Here is an 18,290-nt window from a genome sequence, read left to right on the forward strand (position 1 = left end):
TTTTTAGGCGTTTTTAAGAACGTCCTGAACTTTTTCTGCTGCTTCTTTTAGGGTGATAGCAGAAGAAACTTTCAATCCAGATTCGTCGATAATCTTAGCACCTTCTTCAGCGTTAGTACCCTGAAGTCTTACAATTATAGGTACTCTGATGTCACCGATTGACTTATAAGCTTCCACAACGCCACTAGCAATTCTATCGCATCTTACGATACCACCGAATACGTTGATAAGGATAGCTTTTACATTAGGATCTTTCAAGATAATTCTGAAACCAGCTTCTACAGTAGTGGCATTTGCCCCGCCTCCTACATCTAGGAAGTTGGCAGGCTCACCACCAGAAAGTTTGATCATATCCATAGTGGCCATGGCCAAACCGGCGCCGTTCACCATACAACCTACGTTTCCGTCAAGTTTTACATAGTTAAGGTCAGACTTGCCTGCTTCTACTTCCAAAGGATCCTCTTCGGAAAGATCTCTTAGTTCAGCAAGGTCTCTGTGTCTGTATAGTGCGTTGTCATCCAAGTTTACTTTGGCATCTACTGCCAAAATTTTATCATCAGAAGTTTTCAACACAGGGTTGATCTCAAATTGAGAAGAATCGGTAGCATCATAAGCCTTATAAAGGGCTGTGATAAACTTAACCATTTCCTTCAATGCATTTCCAGAAAGGCCAAGGGCAAAAGCCACTTTTCTAGCCTGGAATCCTTGAAGCCCTACTTTAGGATCGATCCATTCCTTGATGATTTTCTCGGGAGTTTTTTCAGCTACTTCTTCAATGTCCATACCTCCTTCAGTAGAGGCCATGATCACATTGCATCCTTTTGCTCTATCCAATAGGATAGAAAGGTAATATTCTTTTGGTTCAGAATCACCAGGATAGTATACATCCTGTGCTACTAGTACTTTATTTACTTTCTTTCCCTCTGGACCAGTCTGATGCGTTACCAAAGTTCCTCCTAGGATGTTTTTAGCTTTTTCAGTTACCTCGTCCAACTTCTTGGCTAAAACCACACCATGAGAGTCGGTTTCCTGAATTTTACCTTTACCACGTCCACCCGCATGGATCTGAGCTTTGATCACATACCATGAGGTACCTGTTTCTGCGTTGAGTTGCTTGGCTGCTTCTAGTGCTGCTTCTGGGGTATCAGCGACGATACCTTCCTGAATTTTAACACCATAACCTTTTAGAACTTCTTTAGCTTGATATTCGTGTATATTCATCCTAGCGAAAATTTTTGCTCGAAGTTAAGTAGCTAGAGGGGATTATTCAAGGTTTTTGACTCTCTTTTTCCCAAAATAAATGCATTTTTGAACTAATCCGTTAAATAGTTTTATCTTTGAATTTGTTCAAATAATCAATCATGCTTAAAGCAACTGGCATACAAAAATATTATGGCGATCTCCATGTTCTTAAGGGTGTGGATATTAGCATTCAATCAGGAGAAATAGTTTCTATAGTAGGTGCATCGGGAGCAGGTAAAAGTACACTTTTGCATATCCTGGGAACCCTGGATAATGCTGATGGCGGAGAAGTGGTTGTTGGGGACAAAAAATTGGGAAATCTTAAAGGAGATAAGCTGGCTGCCTACAGAAATTCTGAAATAGGCTTCATTTTTCAGTTTCATAATCTGCTTCCTGAATTTACCGCTGAGGAAAATATCATGATTCCGGGATTGATTGCCAAAAAGGATGCCAAGCAGTTAAGGCAAAAAGCCGTAGAACTGGCCAAACTGCTAGGCATCGAGGGGCGTTTGTTGCATAAACCCTCAGAATTGAGTGGGGGAGAGCAACAGCGGGTTGCCGTAGCCCGCGCATTGATCAATGACCCTAAAATAATCTTTGCAGATGAACCTAGTGGAAACCTGGATACTCAAAGTGCTGAAGCTTTACATGAATTGTTTTTCAAGCTTAGGGATAGCTTTGGGCAGTCCTTTGTTATTGTGACCCATAATAAGGAACTCGCCCAAATGGCCGACAGGATGTTGACCATGCAGGACGGAGTTATTATTTCTGAAGAAAAGGAAGTGGAAAAGCTTTCCTAGTCCTTTTCAGCCAATTGGTTGATTTCTTCTATCATGGCCTTTACATGACCTGGTCCATCAAATAAACCTTCATGAGCAGCAATTATCCTATGGTTCTTATCCAGCAGATAAGTGATTCTTTTTGGCATTTTAATCAATGGAATCAAGGCATCATATTTTTTGCAAACCTCACCTGTGGGATCAGAAAGTAGCTCAAAGGGAAGATTATGCATTTTCTTAAATTCTTCATGACTTTTGATGGAGTCTCTGCTGATTCCTACAATATTTACATCCAGTGATTTGAAGATTTGAAAATTGTCCCTAAAACTGCATACTTCCTTTGTACAGCCTTGGGTTTGATCTTTTGGGTAGAAAAAAATCAGGCATGGTTGACCTTTGAAATCCTCACTTAATTTGAATTTTTTGTTCGAGGTAGAAATTAAAGAAAAATCAGGAGCTTTGCTGTTTATTTTGATTGCCATATAAATGTTCTTTATCCTAAAGTTTATCGTTTTATTGCCGAGTTTTTATTTTCTTCTTGATAACAAATATGTCTCAAAGTTGTTCCAAGTATTGTTCCTTTTTTCAGTTCAAGAAACTTTTTTTAAAAGTTTTAAGCTATTATTACAATAAGATTAAGTCGATTTTTCCTATTATAAGGACTAATTGATTCAGGATCAGGATATAGAAGTTTTTGAAAAACCGGTAGGAAAGGAGTATCCTTTTAATTTGCTTCAAAATGGTAATAGAATAAATTTTGGAGCTGAACCTTTATCTAATTACGCATGACCACGACGATCATTATAACACTTTGTAGTTTATTGCTGATTGCCTATTTATTTGACTATAGTTTCAAAAAAACCAAGATACCGTCAGTAATATTATTGCTTTTGCTAGGATGGCTGGTGAAACAAGGTACCATGCTTTTTGAGTTGGATTTGCCTGACCTTTCATCCATTTTGCCAATACTCGGTACTACTGGTTTGATTTTAATTGTACTTGAAGGGTCTCTGGAGCTGGAACTGAACAAGGATAAGATCACTTTGATAAAGAAGTCCTTTTTTGGGGCTTTAGCGCCTTTATTGGCCCTTTCTTTCTTGTTGGCTTATATATTTGAAATGTATGGAGGTTATTCCTTTAAGGATAGCCTGATCAATGCCATTCCTCTGTGTGTGATCAGTAGTGCCATCGCCATTCCAAGTGTAAGGAATTTATCCACAGCCAATAAGGAGTTTGTTATCTATGAAAGCAGTCTTTCCGATATTTTGGGAGTGGTATTCTTTAATTTTGTACTGAGAAACGATACTTTTGGATTTAACTCTTTTGGTGTGTTTGGTCTCCAGTTGGTGATCATTACATTGATCTCCTTTATTGCGACAGTGGGCCTTTCCTTTTTGTTGAGCAAGATAGAACACCACATTAAATTTGTTCCGATCATTCTTTTGACCTTGCTGATCTATGCCATTTCATATGTTTACCATTTACCGGCATTGATCTTTATTTTGATATTTGGACTGTCTATAGGTAACCTTAATGAGCTTCATAATTTGAAGTTCTTCAATGTTTTCAGAACCGATATTTTGAATAAAGAGGTTCAGAAATTTAAGGAGTTGACGATAGAAGCGACCTTTTTGATCAGGTCATTGTTCTTCCTGCTTTTCGGATATTTGTTGGAAACTTCAGAAATTCTCAATACCACAACCTTGATCTGGTCTGTTGGTATCGTAATATTGATTTTCTCATTGAGAGCAATACAGTTAAAAATGAGCAAGTTGCCACTTAAGCCGCTACTATTTGTAGCGCCCAGGGGCTTAATTACCGTTTTGTTGTTTTTGTCCATCGAGCCATTTAATGTTATTGGATTAGTGAATAAATCATTGATCATTCAGGTAATTGTTTTGACGGCATTGGTAATGATGTTTGGCGTGATCACGAGCAATCCGGAAAAGGCAGAAGAGGAGCAAAAAAAAGCAGCAGAGACCAAGGCTAATGGCGAAGATGTGAAGTCTACGGTTAAAGCCAGTTAATTAGCCTTGATGGAACCTTTTTAAGGAATTAATGATTGCCTATTAAATCCTATTTTAGCAGTCTAAAAAGCCTAAGTTTTGAATCAAAAAAGTGTGCAGCACATGTTGCTAGCTGGGATATTCTTTGCCATGATGCAAGTTTTGGTGAAATTTGTCCCTCATTTGCCTGCCGTTGAAGTGGTGTTTTTCAGGTCTATATTCAGTTTGGTTGCCACTTATGCTATTCTGAAGAATCAAAATATACCCTTGTTTGGGAATAATAAGAAGCTGCTCATTTTACGGGGAGCTTCAGGTGCTTTGGGGCTGATAACCTTTTTTTACACCTTGCAAAATATTCCCTTGGCCAGTGCGGTAACCCTACAATATCTATCACCGATATTCACGACCATCTTTGGAATCTTTATTGTCAAAGAAAAAGTTAAGCCCATTCGGTTTTTGTACTTTGCCATAGCTTTTGGTGGAGTTTTGGTCATCGAAGGTTTTGATCCTAGAATATCCATTGAATATACTTTGATAGGAGTGGCTTCAGGCCTGTTTGCTGGATTGGCGTATAATATTATCAGGAAGCTCAAGGGCACAGAGCACCCTTTGGTGATTGTATTTTACTTCCCATTGGTTACCTTGCCTATTGTGGGGCTATGGAGCTATTTTAACTGGGTGATGCCCCAAGGCTGGGACTGGCTGCTACTCTTGGGAATTGGTGCTTTGACTCAGATGGCACAATATTATATGACAATGGCTTATCAGCATGCCAATTTAGCCAAGATTACCAGCCTAAATTACATTGGAATCCTTTATGCATTGTTTTTCGGTTTTATCTTTTTCGGGGAAACCTTTAACTTGCTAACCTATTTGGGGATGGCACTGGTGTTGTTTGGAGTAATATTAAATATAAGATCAAAATAGATGAAGATTACCAGGGATTTGTATCAAGGCTCGTTGGCCCTTTTGACTGACTTCTACCAACTGACCATGGCCTATGCTTATTGGAAGTCCGGTAAGGCAGAGCAAGAAGCCGTTTTTAATTTATTCTTCAGAAAAAATCCCTTTCAAAGTGGTTTTACTATTGCAGCAGGCTTGGATTATGTGATTGATTATTGCAGGAATTTTAAGTTTGACGATAATGATCTGGAGTATCTTTCAGAGATGAAGCTCGAAAATGGCGAGCCAACCTTTGAGCCAGGGTTTATCAAATACCTCAGAGACTTGGAGTTTTCTTGTGATGTGGATGCTGTGGAAGAAGGCGCAGTGGTTTTTCCCAATACTCCTATCATTAGGGTAAAAGGACCCTTGTTACAATGTCAGTTATTGGAAACCCCTCTTTTGAACATAATTAACTTCCAGACCCTGGTGGCAACCAAAGCAGCTAGGATAACTTTGGAAGCCAAGGGAGATCCAGTTTTGGAATTTGGACTAAGAAGGGCACAAGGGATTGACGGAGCACTTGCAGCCAGCAGGGCCAGTTATATCGGGGGCTGCTCTTCTACCAGCAATGTTATGGCCGGTAAATTATTTGGTATTCCTGTATCAGGAACCCACGCACACAGCTGGATCATGGCTTTTGAAAGCGAAATAGAAGCCTTTGAGGCTTATGCTGCAGCTTTTCCTGATAACTGTATATTCCTTGTCGATACTTATGATACAATTCGAGGGGTGAAAAACGCCATTAAGGTCGGCAGGGCCCTGGAATCGAAAGGAAAGAAATTATTGGGAGTAAGAATTGACTCGGGGGATTTGGCTTATTATAGTAATATAGCAAGGGAAATGCTTGATGAAGCTGGTTTCACTGAAACCAAGGTAGTGGCCAGCAATGACCTTGATGAGCATATTCTATCTTCCCTAAAAATGCAGGAAGCTTCCATAGATATTTGGGGGATAGGGACCAAGTTGGTAACAGCTTATGATCAACCAGCTTTAGGAGCTGTCTATAAAATGGCAGCGCTTAAGGATAGTGAAGGAAAATGGGTGCCAAAGGTCAAGGTTTCACAGCAATCCATTAAAATCAATATTCCAGGCTACCACAATATAAAGCGTTTTTATAAAAACGGAAAGGCAGTATCCGATATGATATTTTTGGAGGATGGGCCTGAATTAAAGAATGAGGTGACCATTATTGATCCATATGATCCTACCAAAAGGAAGAAAATTAAAATGGATGACTTGGAAAGCAAGACCCTTATTGTTCCAATTTTCAAAAAAGGGGAGAAGGTTTATACCAGACCTAGAATCCAGGATATAAGGAATGCCACTTTGACCAATTTGGATCGTTTTGATAAAGCCCATAAGAGATTGATCAATCCTCACATCTATCCAGTTGGATTGGAGGAGAATCTATATCATCTCAGAACCAATCTGGTCCTTCAAGCGAAGAATTACAGCTAATGGTCCTTTTGTGGTAGATTTATTTAGAGGGGAATAAGGCATCGGAATAATTGATTTGGTAGAAGGGAAATCTTAAAAATTAAAATTATGAATGCACTGTTGATCGTAGATGTACAGAATGATTTTTTACCTGGTGGAGCCTTGGCAGTGGAAGAGGCGGATCAAATTATTCCAGTGATCAATAAATTACAGGAGAAATTTGATTTTATAGTGGCCACTCAGGATTGGCATCCCGAACTTCATAAAAGTTTTGCCGCCAACAATCCAGGAAAGAAGGTAGGTGAGATCATTAACCTTGATGGAGAGGAGCAAGTCCTATGGCCTGTTCATTGTGTACAAGGAAGCACAGGGGCAAAATTTCATCAAGATTTGAATCAAGAAAAATGGGCTAAGGTTTTCCAAAAGGGGACAAATCCTGTTGTGGATTCATATAGTGGTTTTTATGATAACAGCAGAAAAGAAAATACAGGTCTCGGGGATTATTTTCACGATCACCATATTACTGATGTATATGTGGTTGGTTTAGCGGCCGATTATTGTGTGAAATTTACGGTGCTTGATGCATTGAAAGAGGGGTTTGATGTATTTTTGGTTACCGATGCAACCAAAGCGGTGAACCTTTTTCCAGGGGATTTTGAAAATTCCTTGAAAGAAATGAGCAAAGCAGGGGCGAATTTGCTCAGCAGTGATGCTATTTCCTTATAGATTATTTAAAAGTATTCTTAAATTGATAGTCGACCTTTAAAATTAATACTATGCAACTTCCCATCGTCACCATTGATGCTTTTACTGATACCCCTTTTTCGGGAAATCCAGCAGCTGTTTGTTTACTTCCCGGCCCTCTAGCTGAAGAGGGAATGCAGCTAATAGCAGCTGAGATGAATTTAAGTGAAACTGCTTTTTTACAACAAACAGGTCCTACAGCCTTTAAGTTGAGATGGTTTACTCCAGAAAAAGAAGTGGATCTATGTGGACATGCAACCTTGGCGAGTGCATATATGCTATATATTGAAGAAGTGGTAGATGAGCAGGAAGAAATATTCTTTGATACCAAAAGCGGTGAATTGAAAGTGAAGATGGTTGATGGAGAAATTCAAATGGATTTCCCATTATTGCCTACCAAAGAGGACAAACATCCTTATTTTACCGATAATTTTTTCGGACAGAAAGTGGTTGGGGCTGCTTCCTTAAAAGGAAATTGGATATTGGAGTTGGAAAGTTTTCATCAGCTGGAATATGTAGAACCAGAATTCCACTTATTGGCCATGCACAGTGATGAAGGCATTATCATTACATCTAAGGGAAATGAAAATTTCGATATATACTCCAGGTATTTTGCCCCTAATCTAGGTATCAATGAAGATCCAGTTACAGGATTTGCTCACTGTGCTTTGATGGATTATTGGAACAAAAAGGAAGGGAAAACTAGCCTGAATGCTTATCAAGCGAGCAAGAGAGAAGGAGATATGAGATTGGAGTTGATGGGGGATAGGGTCAAAATTCTCGGAAAGGCAGTTAAAATTTTTGAAGGGTTTTTGGAAGTGTAACATCAGGGAATGACTAAGTGATCATCTCTAGAAAATCAATTTCTACAATTTCGAAGGGCAAAAAATGGAGGAATGACATTTTTTGCCCTTTTGTTTTTTGGTAGGGGCAATGTTCCGACAGTTGTAAAATTAGATTATTCAGTTAACAAATGGGCCGTTAAGTTTTTTTGATTCAGTATTATAAAAAATACCTTTTTTACATTATTGAATCATTTAATGCTAAAATTTGCTATCTTACATTCATACTTTAACATTGAATAATATAATTTTTAAACTTGTGTTTTTATCAAATCCTGGAAAACTATGAAAAAGTTATTACTATTATTTGCCTTTTTAACTATGTCATATGGATTGTATGCCCAAGAGTTGGGTATCCGTTTTGGAGATGGTTATAATAATGTTGCGATTGATGGAGTTTTTACCTTGGGTCAATTTAGTAGGGTTCATGCCGATGTCAACTTTGGGCATGGTGTGGGAATAGAAGCCCTGTGGGATTTCTTGTACAGGCCTGTAGCAGATGTGGATGGACTAAATTGGTATGTAGGTGCAGGTCCAGCGATGTGGATTGACGATCCATTTTATTTGGGCGCTGCAGGTGAAATAGGGATTGAATACCATTTTGATTTTCCATTGGCCATAGGTGTTGATTGGCGACCTATTTTTTGGATTATTGAAAATACAGATTTTAGAGCTGATTCTTTTGGACTAAATATCCGATATGTTTTTGGTAATGTGGATAGATAGCCTTTGAAATAGATTTGAATAAACAAAATGGGTGCTATTTGGTGCGGACAGCGAGAATCTTATCGTATTCCTTATCAAATGGCTCCCATAATTCAATTTTATTCCCTTCAGGATCTAAAATATGGATGAATTTACCGTATTCATAGCTTTCTATTTTATCGCAAATTGTCACTCCATCATTTTTTAATTCTTTGACCAAAGCTTCAAGGTTATCTACCCGATAGTTGATCATGAATTCTTTTTCTGATGGTTTAAAATAGCTGGTTTTCTCATCCATAGGGCTCCATTGAGTAAAGCCTTTTTTTTCAGTTTGGTCAGCTTGGCGCCACTCAAAAGTTGTTCCATATTGATCGGTATTTAAGCCCAAATTTTTTGAGTACCAATCTTTCATTTTGTCAGGATCTTGACATTTAAAGAAAATTCCTCCTATTCCTGTTACTTTTTTCATTTTGTTCTGGGTTCATGTGCGTTATCTAATCGTATTCCACTTAGAGACTGTAGTCTATTTCTAAGTAGCTTGAACTATTCTGCAGAAAGGCTAAGCTGTAATATTCCAAAATAGTCCTATCATAAAAATAGCCGTTGATATGCTAAAAATCAACGGCTATTCTTGTTAAATAACAGAAATAAAACTTAAATATTTGGCTGGGGAGTAGTTCTCAAATAAGGTTTGATTTCCTTGTGTCCCTTAGGGAATTTAGCAGGGATCTCCTCATTTGTGATGGCTGGTGCAATAACCACATCTTCTCCATGATTCCAATTAGCTGGAGTGGCTACGGAATAATTAGCTGTAAGCTGAAGTGAGTCAATTACCCTCAAGAGCTCATTAAAGTTTCTGCCTGTACTTGCAGGGTAAGTAATGATAAGTTTGATCTTTTTGTCTGGGCCAATGATAAAAACTGAACGTACAGTTTGGCTTTCATTGGCATTTGGATGGATCATATCATAAAGTTCGGAAACCTTATGGTCTTCATCAGCAATGATTGGATAATTGATGGTGGTGTTTTGGGTTTCATTGATATCCTTTACCCATCCTTTATGGCTTTCCAGTCCATCCACACTAAGGGCAATCATTTTGACATTTCTCTTGTCAAATTCCCCCTTTAGCTTAGCTGCAGTGCCTAATTCTGTAGTACAAACAGGGGTGTAATCGGCTGGGTGGGAAAATAATATGCCCCATGCATCCCCAAGATAATCATGAAAATTTATTTGGCCCTCAGTACTATCGGCGGTGAAATTTGGAGCAGTATCTCCTAATCTTAAAGACATAATGTTTTGGTTTTTTGGTTTAAAATTTAATTCTCTATAGGTTTTGTAGGAAAACGATAATACTACTTTAAAAGTTTAGTTTTTGATAAATAAATTCCCTTAAAATGAATATTTATTTTTAGAAAATTCTCTTTCTCTAAATTACGACTTTTTGCTGAGGAATTTGATCTTTGAAAATCAAAACAGTATTAAGCAATATGGCTATGATTTAATTTAGAGGACCGGAATGAGAGAGGCTTACTTTTTCAACTCCTGTATGGCCCAGATAATTAGAAAAAAGCCAGTTCCCGTTAATCCTGGAGCTGGGATTTTGGCCATAAAACTTATGCTTATCATGATTATGGCTATTGTAGCCAACAACAAGGAAATAAAATTGAGTTTATTATTTCGAGACATACCTGATCTTATTATATATTGACTAAGTAATAATTGGCTTGTTTTCCAAAAAAAGTCCCCTTTAAATGGGGCTAATTTTATAATTAGCCCCATATATAACCTCATATAAATAACGTCAAAGAATAAGGATAGTTCTCATATTTGATGCCGTTGTTCTTTATTCGTATACCTCCAATGGAATATGTACATTAAAAGAGCTTCCATCGGTTCTAGTGTTTACATTGGTAATGGCTCCAGCACTATAAAGAACCTTTGGATTTCCATTTTCATCAATCAATAGTTGTGGCCGCTCAAGTCTGTCCATATGTAGGGTGTCTCCATTATTCAAAATTACTTCTTTCTTCATAAAGAAAGAATTCTTTGGTTTGGTCCACTTAACTCCATCCAGGGACTCCAGAAGTGCTAAGCCGGGCTTTCCAGAAGTGATTTTTCCAGTAAAGTCTTTCAATACTACATAGAATTTTTCATGCTCTTTATGATACCAAACGTAAGGATCTTCTCCACTTGCAAGCGTGCCATCTTCATTATAAATATCAAACACAAAGCTGTCGATAGCCTTAAAAGGACCTGTGGGAGAATCTCCTATGGCTACACCATGAACCCCTCTCCAGCCAGGGTTATAAAAATTGCCTTTGAAAAATAAGAGGTATTTTCCATCTGAAGGTCTTTGTACAACCGATGGATTCACTACAATTATATTGTCAGGTTTAGGTGATGTGCCCTCAGGTGAAGGGTTAACAATATTGTCGGGTTTTACTCTTGTTCTTGGCGTTAAAATTGGCTCTTTAGGTCTTTTGAAATCACCCCTTAAAAGGTCTTCAAAGCTATCAAACTCAATCACTCCAATACATTGGTTTTGTTGAACCCTATTTCTCCAATCTACATTTTCGCCTTTGGAGCCTTTAGGTTGAATACCAGGATCCTTTGAACCTATATAATATAAATAATACTTTCCATTGAACTTTTGAATATGTGGATTGTGGACCATCTGCGCATCCCAAGCAGTGGAATCGCCATCCAAGGACCTGCCAGTAAGAACAATTCCTTTGAACTTGAAGTTACGGTCAGGGTAATCAGAAACAGCATAAGCGATTTTTGAGTGTAAGACCCAAGACTGGGAAAAGGGAGGGATGCTGTCCCCACTTTCCCAAGTGGCATAAAGCATATGGTATTTTTCATCATCGCCCTTAACCACACTTCCGCCCCAAACAAAGCGGTTGGGATCATTTAATACTGAGGGACCTTTTAATATATTGCCTTCGATTTTTGCATCAATAGGGGAAGGGCTTACTTGAAGCTCATGAGTGGCTTTTTTATTGCAGGAAAGGAATGTGCAAGCTAGGCCTAAGGCCAGAATAAATTTTTTCATTTTTATGAAACAGGGCTTAGAATTTAGATTTTGGTGTGATTTACAAACAGCTAAAATAGAAAAAATATGAGACTTGTTATGTCCTGTGTTTTTATCGGTCATTGAATCCCTTTCCTTCAAAGATTTTGGACATGCATTTTTCAATTCTGGCCAATCTGGTTTTTGATTGCTTGGCTTGGGAGAAATGCAATAAGTAACCTTTTTGTCTTCCAGGGGTGAGGGCCCGAAAGGCAGCTTTGAAATCAGTATTGGTTTCCAGCATCTCTTGTAGCTCTTCTGGTACATGATATTCAGCGGTTGTTTTCTTGGGTACTTCCAATCCTTCATTTTCCACCTCTATGGCCTCAAATATATAAGCTTTTAACCTCGGCTCATTGTCCAATATTTTATTTATGTCTGTAAATTTTATCAGCCTTCCAGCTTGTGAGTTTTCTCCCGGTTTTTCCAGTAATTGGGCTCGGTCTTGCAATAATGCTCCCTTAAAAAAATTTAGGGCTGCATAATCCTTGAAGGCGCTGATAATCAATATATTTTTTTTTCTATATGTATAACATGGAACCGACCACTTCAATTCTTCTGTTAATTCACAATCTAAAACTATTCTTCTAAGCTGTAACAATTCCTTGGTCCACTTATGGACCTTACAATCCGGAGTTCCTCCCAAAGCACATCTTCCGCAACCCTCACTTAAATAATTGTCAATTTTATTATTCACGATTTACTATTTTAACGATCATTATATCCTTTGCCCTCTAAAATTTTGGGCATATATTTCTCAATCCTTGCAATTCTGGTTTTAGCCTGTTTAGCTTGGGAGAAATATAGTAGGTAGCCCCTTTGTCTTCCCGGCGTCAAGGCCTGAAAAGCAGCTCTGAAATCAGGGCTTTCTTCTAGTTTCTTTTGTAATTCCTCGGGAACTTCGTATTCGTCAGTCTTTTTCAATTCAACATTTATTCCAGCTTTTTCCACTTCAATAGCTTCATAAATATAAGCTTTGATGGAGGGGGCCAGTTTGATGATTTCTTCGCTTGAGGTAAAACGAAGTTGTCTGGCAGCTTGAACATTATCTGTTTGCCGAATGAGGAGGTTTTCTTCATTCTTTAATAGTGCACCTTTATGGAACAGGAGTGCACAGTATTCTTTGAATCCGTGGATAAGTAGGATGTTTTTATTTTTATAGGTATAGCAGGGTTTGCCCCATTTGAGCTCCTCAGTTAATCCACAGTCCAAGACTATCCTTCTTAACTGATTGAATTCATCTTTCCATCTTGTATCATTATCAAAAAAGAAATTAACTTTAGGGTTCATGGTAGTGATAAGTTTATCGTTTACTTCATTAACAATAAATGTAAAGAAATTATAATTAATGGGCAGATCTTTTATTTTTTGAGCAGGACAAGCCTCTTAGAAAATGAATGGAAGCCTCCAATAAGTATGGCTATCCGAGCACTATTTCCTATCTGCTCTACAGATACCTCTAAAATGGAGAATACATTTAAAACCTTATTTTGCTTTTGATTTTTTTCAGTTTCTGGAAATTCTGGTCTTGTCTACTCATGGAAAAAGCAGTAAAAAATAATTCAAACAGTGATAAAACAACAGCTTTATTTAATGGCCCTACTTTTAATATGATCCGTTTTCACGCAAGTAGCTTTATTTCTCACAGATTCCACAGATCTACCTGGCGGAAGACAGGTTTAATTAATTATTTCTGTGAAATATGAGTCATTTTGGAGAGTAATACTTAGTGGTGGAATAGCGGATATACAGGTTTTTTAATATAGTTATGCTTGCGGGTAAACAGGGACACCTTCTATAGTAGCTTCAACTACGGTAATGGAATTTATTTCCAATGGAAAAATTTCAAGTGGGTTTTGTCCAATATTACAAAATTAGCCAGTTTACCATTGGGTAATGGTGGTGCCTTTTGTTTTCTCTTTAGAATATTACTTTGCTTCCTTAAAACTTGGAACCTTTATTGTTTTAAAGGAATAAATTGATGTTTTAAGGTGTCAGTTGAAACTTTCCATAATCTAAATCCCATGGGACGTTCGTCAAAATTCTTGCTAGTGGTTTCTCCACTGACCATTTGAATATTCTCATAATTATTAATGATCAATTTGTGGGTATGTCCTGAAAGGTATGCTTTAACATTATTCTTTTTAAAGGCTGCCAATATTTCATTACGCTTTCCTAATGGTAAATTATAGTAATGATCTTCCTCTTCTGGGGATTCAGTAAATATGGGATAATGACCTATTACTATTTTAGGAAGATTTTCCTCCTTATTTTTTTTGAGGCTTTCATTGAACCATTGCTCATGTTTCTCAGATTCCTGCTCCACATAGACTTTCCACAATTGAGTATTGGTTACCAAAAAGGAAAAACCCTTGTGGCTAAAATCAAAATAATCTTCGCCAATAAATTTCCTATAGTAAGTCAGACTGGTGTCCGAAGGATTATTGCCAACATCATGATTTCCGGGAGCTACATAACAAGGGATTTCAAATCCCTTCATGATGCCAAGAAAATCAGCATAAGTACTGTCTGTTGCATCGTTGACTAAGTCTCCGCAAATTACCGCAAAATCAACATTGAGATGATTGATTTGTTCAACAGCCTGTTTGAAGGTTGCTATATCATGCTCATATCCACCCATGCCCAATTGGGTATCACATAGTTGGACAAATGAGAATTCTTGCTTTTGTTTAGTGCAGGACAGATTGATTAATAAAATGACTAAAAGAAATATCTTACTTAAAAATGAATTCATATTATGATCGAAAGTATTTGGATCCTAAAGATAAATAAAGCATTCTAATCCATTTAATACTTGTAAAAACTATTGGCCATTTAGGGAAATTCCAATGTCTCCTTAACTTAATAAAACCAGTGTGATTAAAGTTCTTTTAAATGGAATTGATTTTTGCTTGTGTCATTTACTGACATCTTGCACTCTTTGCAGAATTACCAATGCAGAAAGTCCGGTTAATAATCCTATGAAAAGAATGGAAGTATCAATACCTAGACTGTCCGCTATCACACCTGTAACCAAAGCTCCACCTGCGTAACCAAGATCCCGCCAAAACCGAAAAGTCCCTAAGCTTTCAGCCCTTTGACTGGGGTGAGTATAATCTGAAATGGCATTGATAAAGGTTGGATAGACCAAAGCTGTGCCCAAACCTAAAACCAGACCAATGCTGGCAAAATGTAGGAAACTGTCTGCCCATATCAAGGTAATGATGGCTACAGCCTGTAAAAGCATGCCGTAAAATAGCAACATTTTCTTGGAATATATATCTGATAGCCTGCCTGTAAACAATTGGCTTAAGCCCCAAACAGTAGGATAAACAGCGGTAAGAATGCCAATATCCGTAGGATTGAAAGTTTTATTCAGCAATATCAGCGGCAATAATCCCCATATCATACCGTCGTTTAGGTTGTTCACCAAGCCAGCTTGTGTGATGCCACTTAAGGATTTGTGGGTAAAAGAGGTGTTGAGAAATACTTTTTTGAGAAACGGAATATTGCTTTTGGTGCCCTCATTGGAAACATGGTGCCTGGTATCTTTGATGAAAAACAAAGATAAAAGAAGACCCAAGATGGAAAATGCAATTCCCAAATAAAAGGGATAGGGTCTTACACCATAGCTATTGGCAATCAGTCCAGTTAAAAAGGCAACCAAACCTACTGCAGCATAACCTGAAAATTCATTAATTCCCACCGCAAGCCCTCTTTTTTTGCTACCAACCAAATCAATTTTCATTACTACTGCCATACTCCAAGCTAGACCTTGATTGATGCCAAGAAGGAGATTGGCAAAGATGATCCAGTTCCAATTTTGCGCATAGATTAATATAAAGGGAACAGGGAGGGCAAATAACCAGCCGATGACCAATAAGTTTTTTCGGCCTATAAGGTTGGCCCATCTTCCTGTAAAATAATTACAGATGGCCTTGGTAAGCCCAAAGGCAATGATAAAGGAAAAGAGGGCGGTATTGGTAGAAATGCTGAATTCCTGCTCGGCAAGTTGGGGTAGGATGGATCGCTCAAGTCCAATCATGCCTCCTACAAAGGCATTGATGATCACCAATAATGTAAATTGCTTCCAATTCTCCTTTAAACCTAATTGTATATGGTCCATTCCTTTTTCCTTTACCCTGAGTGCTTGACTAGTGTCAAGCACTCACAATACTTTTAGATATTGCTTTCTTGTGAAATACTTAAATTAAGGGCTTTTGAATTAAATATTTCTCTATTACATAAATGATTTCCAATGGATCTAGCGCTGTATTTCTTATTGATCCATGAGTTTTTAATGGAGATGATTTTAAAAATACCAGATCGGTAAATTTGCAAAATGCTAATAATTTATCAATCGATTTTTGGTTGATGTCTCTTGATGTGAGAAAATGAAATTGTTTGTCCATTTTATATTTTATTGCCCCTCTTAATAGGGATTCAAAAGGAAAGATACGGTTCACTTTAATAATATCATCCATTCCTGAATTCACCTTAAAATTGGTAAAGGAATAATTTCTCGCATTTCTAATTAAAAGCCCTTTTGAAGATGGTGAAGTTTGATGTTTATGAAAGTTAAATTTATAGGTTCTGACCTGATGTTTAACCTCAAAATAAACATCATAGCCATAACTGGAAACATTTCCTGAATATGGGATATTATTTTTATTCAATACTGAGATTAATTGATCACAGTAATTTTTGTTGGCTTTATAATAGGGCGATTCACTTGGGCTTAATCTTAGCATTAAAATCAATTTGATTCAAAGTAATATTCAATCGTAAAGGTTTTTACACCCTGAAATGGAAATTATTTCGAAATTACATTCACCTTATTAAACATAAAGGGATTATCACTCAGCCTTAATTCCTTGCCACTGGAAGTGCTTACATTTTTAAGCATGACTTTTTTGGTGATGATATAGGGATATTTCTCCTGATAGCTTTCATCGGTCATTTTGGGATTGATATTGGAGAAAATGGCAGGTCCTTGGTATTCATCTGTATGATTTGTGTCCTCAATTCGGAGATCTTCTATGATGATTTTTTCTGGCATATAACAGGTGTAACCGAAATCATGTTGCCCTGAATAAGAGCCATTGATCAGGTTGGCACTACTCGGTTTGCCATCAGAAGGAACAAAAGTACAATCCCTGATAATGAATTCCCCTTGCCAGGTACTGCCATAGTCAGAGCGCAGGTTGATCAGGCTCCTTCCACGTACAGTAGTGTTTTCGACCAAAAGGGTACCACTACCAATGGCATTGATTCCCATGTGTCCCAGGGTGGAGTTGCGGATGGTGGCATTGGCCACTCCCATATGCGCATCAAAGCGGGAGAAGGTACAGTTGTCATAAAGTAGGTTTTTACTGTAGTTAGAGCCCATAATTCCCCAAAAGGTGCGGTCATTGATATCATTGGTCTGTCGGCAATTCTCAAAGCTAATATTAAGGGCCCGGTTGACGCTGATGTCATAGGTGCCCATGGAAACGGGCTTGCCTGCATTGCCTATGGTTTGGTAGGTTTTGTGGCCAGTCAGGAGGGTGTTTTTAACTTTTACATTGGCGCAATCCCGGATATTGATGAAACCGCCATAAGGAGCACCATGGTCTCCTTCGCCCTGAATGTGGTGTTCCAGTCCCTCCACAAGAACATTGGACCTTCGGATTGCAATATTACGACTGTAATAGGTGTACTTCGATTCTGCTTGATTGGCAATGGTGGTAAAGCGACCTCCAGTGATAGTTAGGGGCTTTTGGTCCATAGGCAACACCCTGATATCCGTGATATGCTCAAAGTCCCAGATGATGGGAGCATCCATATCTACATTTCCCTTTTCATCAACTACAAAAATATCCGTCTGCGCATGTCCATTGTTTTGGTTTAGCCCATAGCGGATATAATGCTTGACATTGGAATTAGTAACTGTAATCAGAGATGGCTGGGTAAGGCTAAGATCTATCTTCTCCTGATTTCTTTTTAGTGAAGTGATTCCTTCAAGTTGGTAGGCTTGAAGACTGGAACTGACCATGAAAATGGAGGCATTCCGGTTTTGCACTTCGGTATCGTCAATGATAAAGGTCGCCGTACCGAAATCGGTATCTGTCTGAATGATGGCTGTACGCTCCTTTCCTCCAATATAGTAGGTAGCCTCATTATCCGTTTTTACCTTCAGGCCATGCAGGTTGGCAAAAGCATGGGCAGCTGCAATAGCATCCATATCATCGGTTTTTCCATTGCCCTTGGCTCCAAAATTCCCATAGCTTAACCATCCTTGGGCTTTGAATTTCTGGAAATCCTTTAGGGAAACATTTACCTGTAATTCTCCCTTTTCATTAGTGCTCACTTTTGTCTTTTTCTTCAATGAGCTAATCAAAACTTGGTCTTTTAGAGCTTGATCTTGCCCTTGGACAAGCATAACATTGCTCATTAGACAGAACAAAATAAGGATATATTTCATTATGGGTTTATTTAATTGGAACAATTACAGAAAGATTCAATTAAATCCTAGGAA

Annotated in this window: 18 protein-coding genes; 7 read left to right on the plus strand and 11 right to left on the minus strand. The window is 38.0% G+C overall.

Annotated elements, in window-relative coordinates; genetic code table 11:
* Window positions 1-3: 3 nt before the first annotated feature.
* Entirely contained in the window at window positions 4-1,221 is a 1,218-nt protein-coding gene (sucC, locus tag KMW37_RS06635; RefSeq protein ID WP_215223818.1) for an ADP-forming succinate--CoA ligase subunit beta, read from the minus strand.
* A gap of 140 nt (window positions 1,222-1,361) precedes the next feature.
* Between sucC and KMW37_RS06640 the strand changes: the two genes are divergently transcribed.
* Window positions 1,362-2,042 (plus strand): ABC transporter ATP-binding protein, encoded by a 681-nt coding sequence (locus KMW37_RS06640; RefSeq protein ID WP_215223819.1) that lies wholly within the window; start codon window positions 1,362-1,364, stop codon window positions 2,040-2,042.
* Here KMW37_RS06640 and KMW37_RS06645 read toward each other — a convergent pair.
* Window positions 2,039-2,503 (minus strand): peroxiredoxin, encoded by a 465-nt coding sequence (locus tag KMW37_RS06645; protein ID WP_215223820.1) that lies wholly within the window; start codon window positions 2,501-2,503, stop codon window positions 2,039-2,041. The genes KMW37_RS06640 and KMW37_RS06645 overlap by 4 nt on opposite strands.
* 303 nt (window positions 2,504-2,806) lie before the next feature.
* Between KMW37_RS06645 and KMW37_RS06650 the strand changes: the two genes are divergently transcribed.
* The 6 genes from KMW37_RS06650 to KMW37_RS06675 all read left to right on the plus strand — a co-directional run bounded on the left by KMW37_RS06650 (window position 2,807) and on the right by KMW37_RS06675 (window position 8,721).
* Window positions 2,807-4,048, plus strand: coding sequence for a cation:proton antiporter (locus KMW37_RS06650; protein WP_215223821.1), 1,242 nt, complete (start codon window positions 2,807-2,809; stop codon window positions 4,046-4,048).
* Between the two features lie 102 nt (window positions 4,049-4,150).
* A complete protein-coding gene (locus KMW37_RS06655) occupies window positions 4,151-4,954 on the plus strand; it encodes a DMT family transporter (RefSeq protein WP_215223895.1) in 804 nt (267 codons plus the stop codon).
* A complete protein-coding gene (locus KMW37_RS06660; protein WP_215223822.1) occupies window positions 4,955-6,430 on the plus strand; it encodes a nicotinate phosphoribosyltransferase in 1,476 nt (491 codons plus the stop codon). It begins immediately after the preceding gene.
* Window positions 6,431-6,517: 87 nt separating this feature from the next.
* Window positions 6,518-7,135, plus strand: a complete 618-nt coding sequence (pncA, locus tag KMW37_RS06665) for a bifunctional nicotinamidase/pyrazinamidase (RefSeq protein ID WP_215223823.1) — start codon at window positions 6,518-6,520, stop codon at window positions 7,133-7,135.
* Between the two features lie 50 nt (window positions 7,136-7,185).
* The gene (locus KMW37_RS06670; protein WP_215223824.1) at window positions 7,186-7,977 is read left to right on the plus strand and encodes a PhzF family phenazine biosynthesis protein; all 792 of its coding nucleotides are present in this window, start codon (window positions 7,186-7,188) and stop codon (window positions 7,975-7,977) included.
* A gap of 303 nt (window positions 7,978-8,280) precedes the next feature.
* The gene (locus tag KMW37_RS06675; protein ID WP_215223825.1) at window positions 8,281-8,721 is read left to right on the plus strand and encodes an outer membrane insertion C- signal; all 441 of its coding nucleotides are present in this window, start codon (window positions 8,281-8,283) and stop codon (window positions 8,719-8,721) included.
* A gap of 34 nt (window positions 8,722-8,755) precedes the next feature.
* On the opposite strand, the gene KMW37_RS06680 is transcribed toward KMW37_RS06675, so the two are convergent.
* The 9 genes from KMW37_RS06680 to KMW37_RS06720 all read right to left on the minus strand — a co-directional run bounded on the left by KMW37_RS06680 (window position 8,756) and on the right by KMW37_RS06720 (window position 18,236).
* Window positions 8,756-9,169 (minus strand): VOC family protein, encoded by a 414-nt coding sequence (locus KMW37_RS06680; RefSeq protein ID WP_215223826.1) that lies wholly within the window; start codon window positions 9,167-9,169, stop codon window positions 8,756-8,758.
* Window positions 9,170-9,354: 185 nt separating this feature from the next.
* Entirely contained in the window at window positions 9,355-9,990 is a 636-nt protein-coding gene (locus KMW37_RS06685; protein WP_215223827.1) for a peroxiredoxin, read from the minus strand.
* A gap of 553 nt (window positions 9,991-10,543) precedes the next feature.
* Window positions 10,544-11,755: a glycoside hydrolase family protein gene (locus tag KMW37_RS06690; RefSeq protein ID WP_215223828.1), complete on the minus strand. Its 1,212-nt coding sequence runs from the start codon at window positions 11,753-11,755 to the stop codon at window positions 10,544-10,546.
* 91 nt (window positions 11,756-11,846) lie between these two features.
* Window positions 11,847-12,470: a YdeI/OmpD-associated family protein gene (locus KMW37_RS06695; RefSeq protein ID WP_215223829.1), complete on the minus strand. Its 624-nt coding sequence runs from the start codon at window positions 12,468-12,470 to the stop codon at window positions 11,847-11,849.
* 11 nt (window positions 12,471-12,481) lie between these two features.
* Entirely contained in the window at window positions 12,482-13,063 is a 582-nt protein-coding gene (locus tag KMW37_RS06700; RefSeq protein ID WP_215223830.1) for a YdeI/OmpD-associated family protein, read from the minus strand.
* 667 nt (window positions 13,064-13,730) lie between these two features.
* Complete coding sequence (locus KMW37_RS06705) at window positions 13,731-14,528, minus strand: metallophosphoesterase (protein ID WP_215223831.1); 798 nt, start codon at window positions 14,526-14,528, stop codon at window positions 13,731-13,733.
* Window positions 14,529-14,690: 162 nt separating this feature from the next.
* Window positions 14,691-15,899: an MFS transporter gene (locus KMW37_RS06710; RefSeq protein WP_215223896.1), complete on the minus strand. Its 1,209-nt coding sequence runs from the start codon at window positions 15,897-15,899 to the stop codon at window positions 14,691-14,693.
* Between the two features lie 79 nt (window positions 15,900-15,978).
* Complete coding sequence (locus tag KMW37_RS06715; protein WP_215223832.1) at window positions 15,979-16,449, minus strand: hypothetical protein; 471 nt, start codon at window positions 16,447-16,449, stop codon at window positions 15,979-15,981.
* Between the two features lie 137 nt (window positions 16,450-16,586).
* The gene (locus KMW37_RS06720) at window positions 16,587-18,236 is read right to left on the minus strand and encodes a hypothetical protein (protein WP_215223833.1); all 1,650 of its coding nucleotides are present in this window, start codon (window positions 18,234-18,236) and stop codon (window positions 16,587-16,589) included.
* Between the last annotated feature and the right edge of the window lie 54 nt (window positions 18,237-18,290).

This window comes from Echinicola shivajiensis (assembly GCF_018642165.1).
GTDB classification, from domain to species: domain Bacteria; phylum Bacteroidota; class Bacteroidia; order Cytophagales; family Cyclobacteriaceae; genus Echinicola; species Echinicola shivajiensis.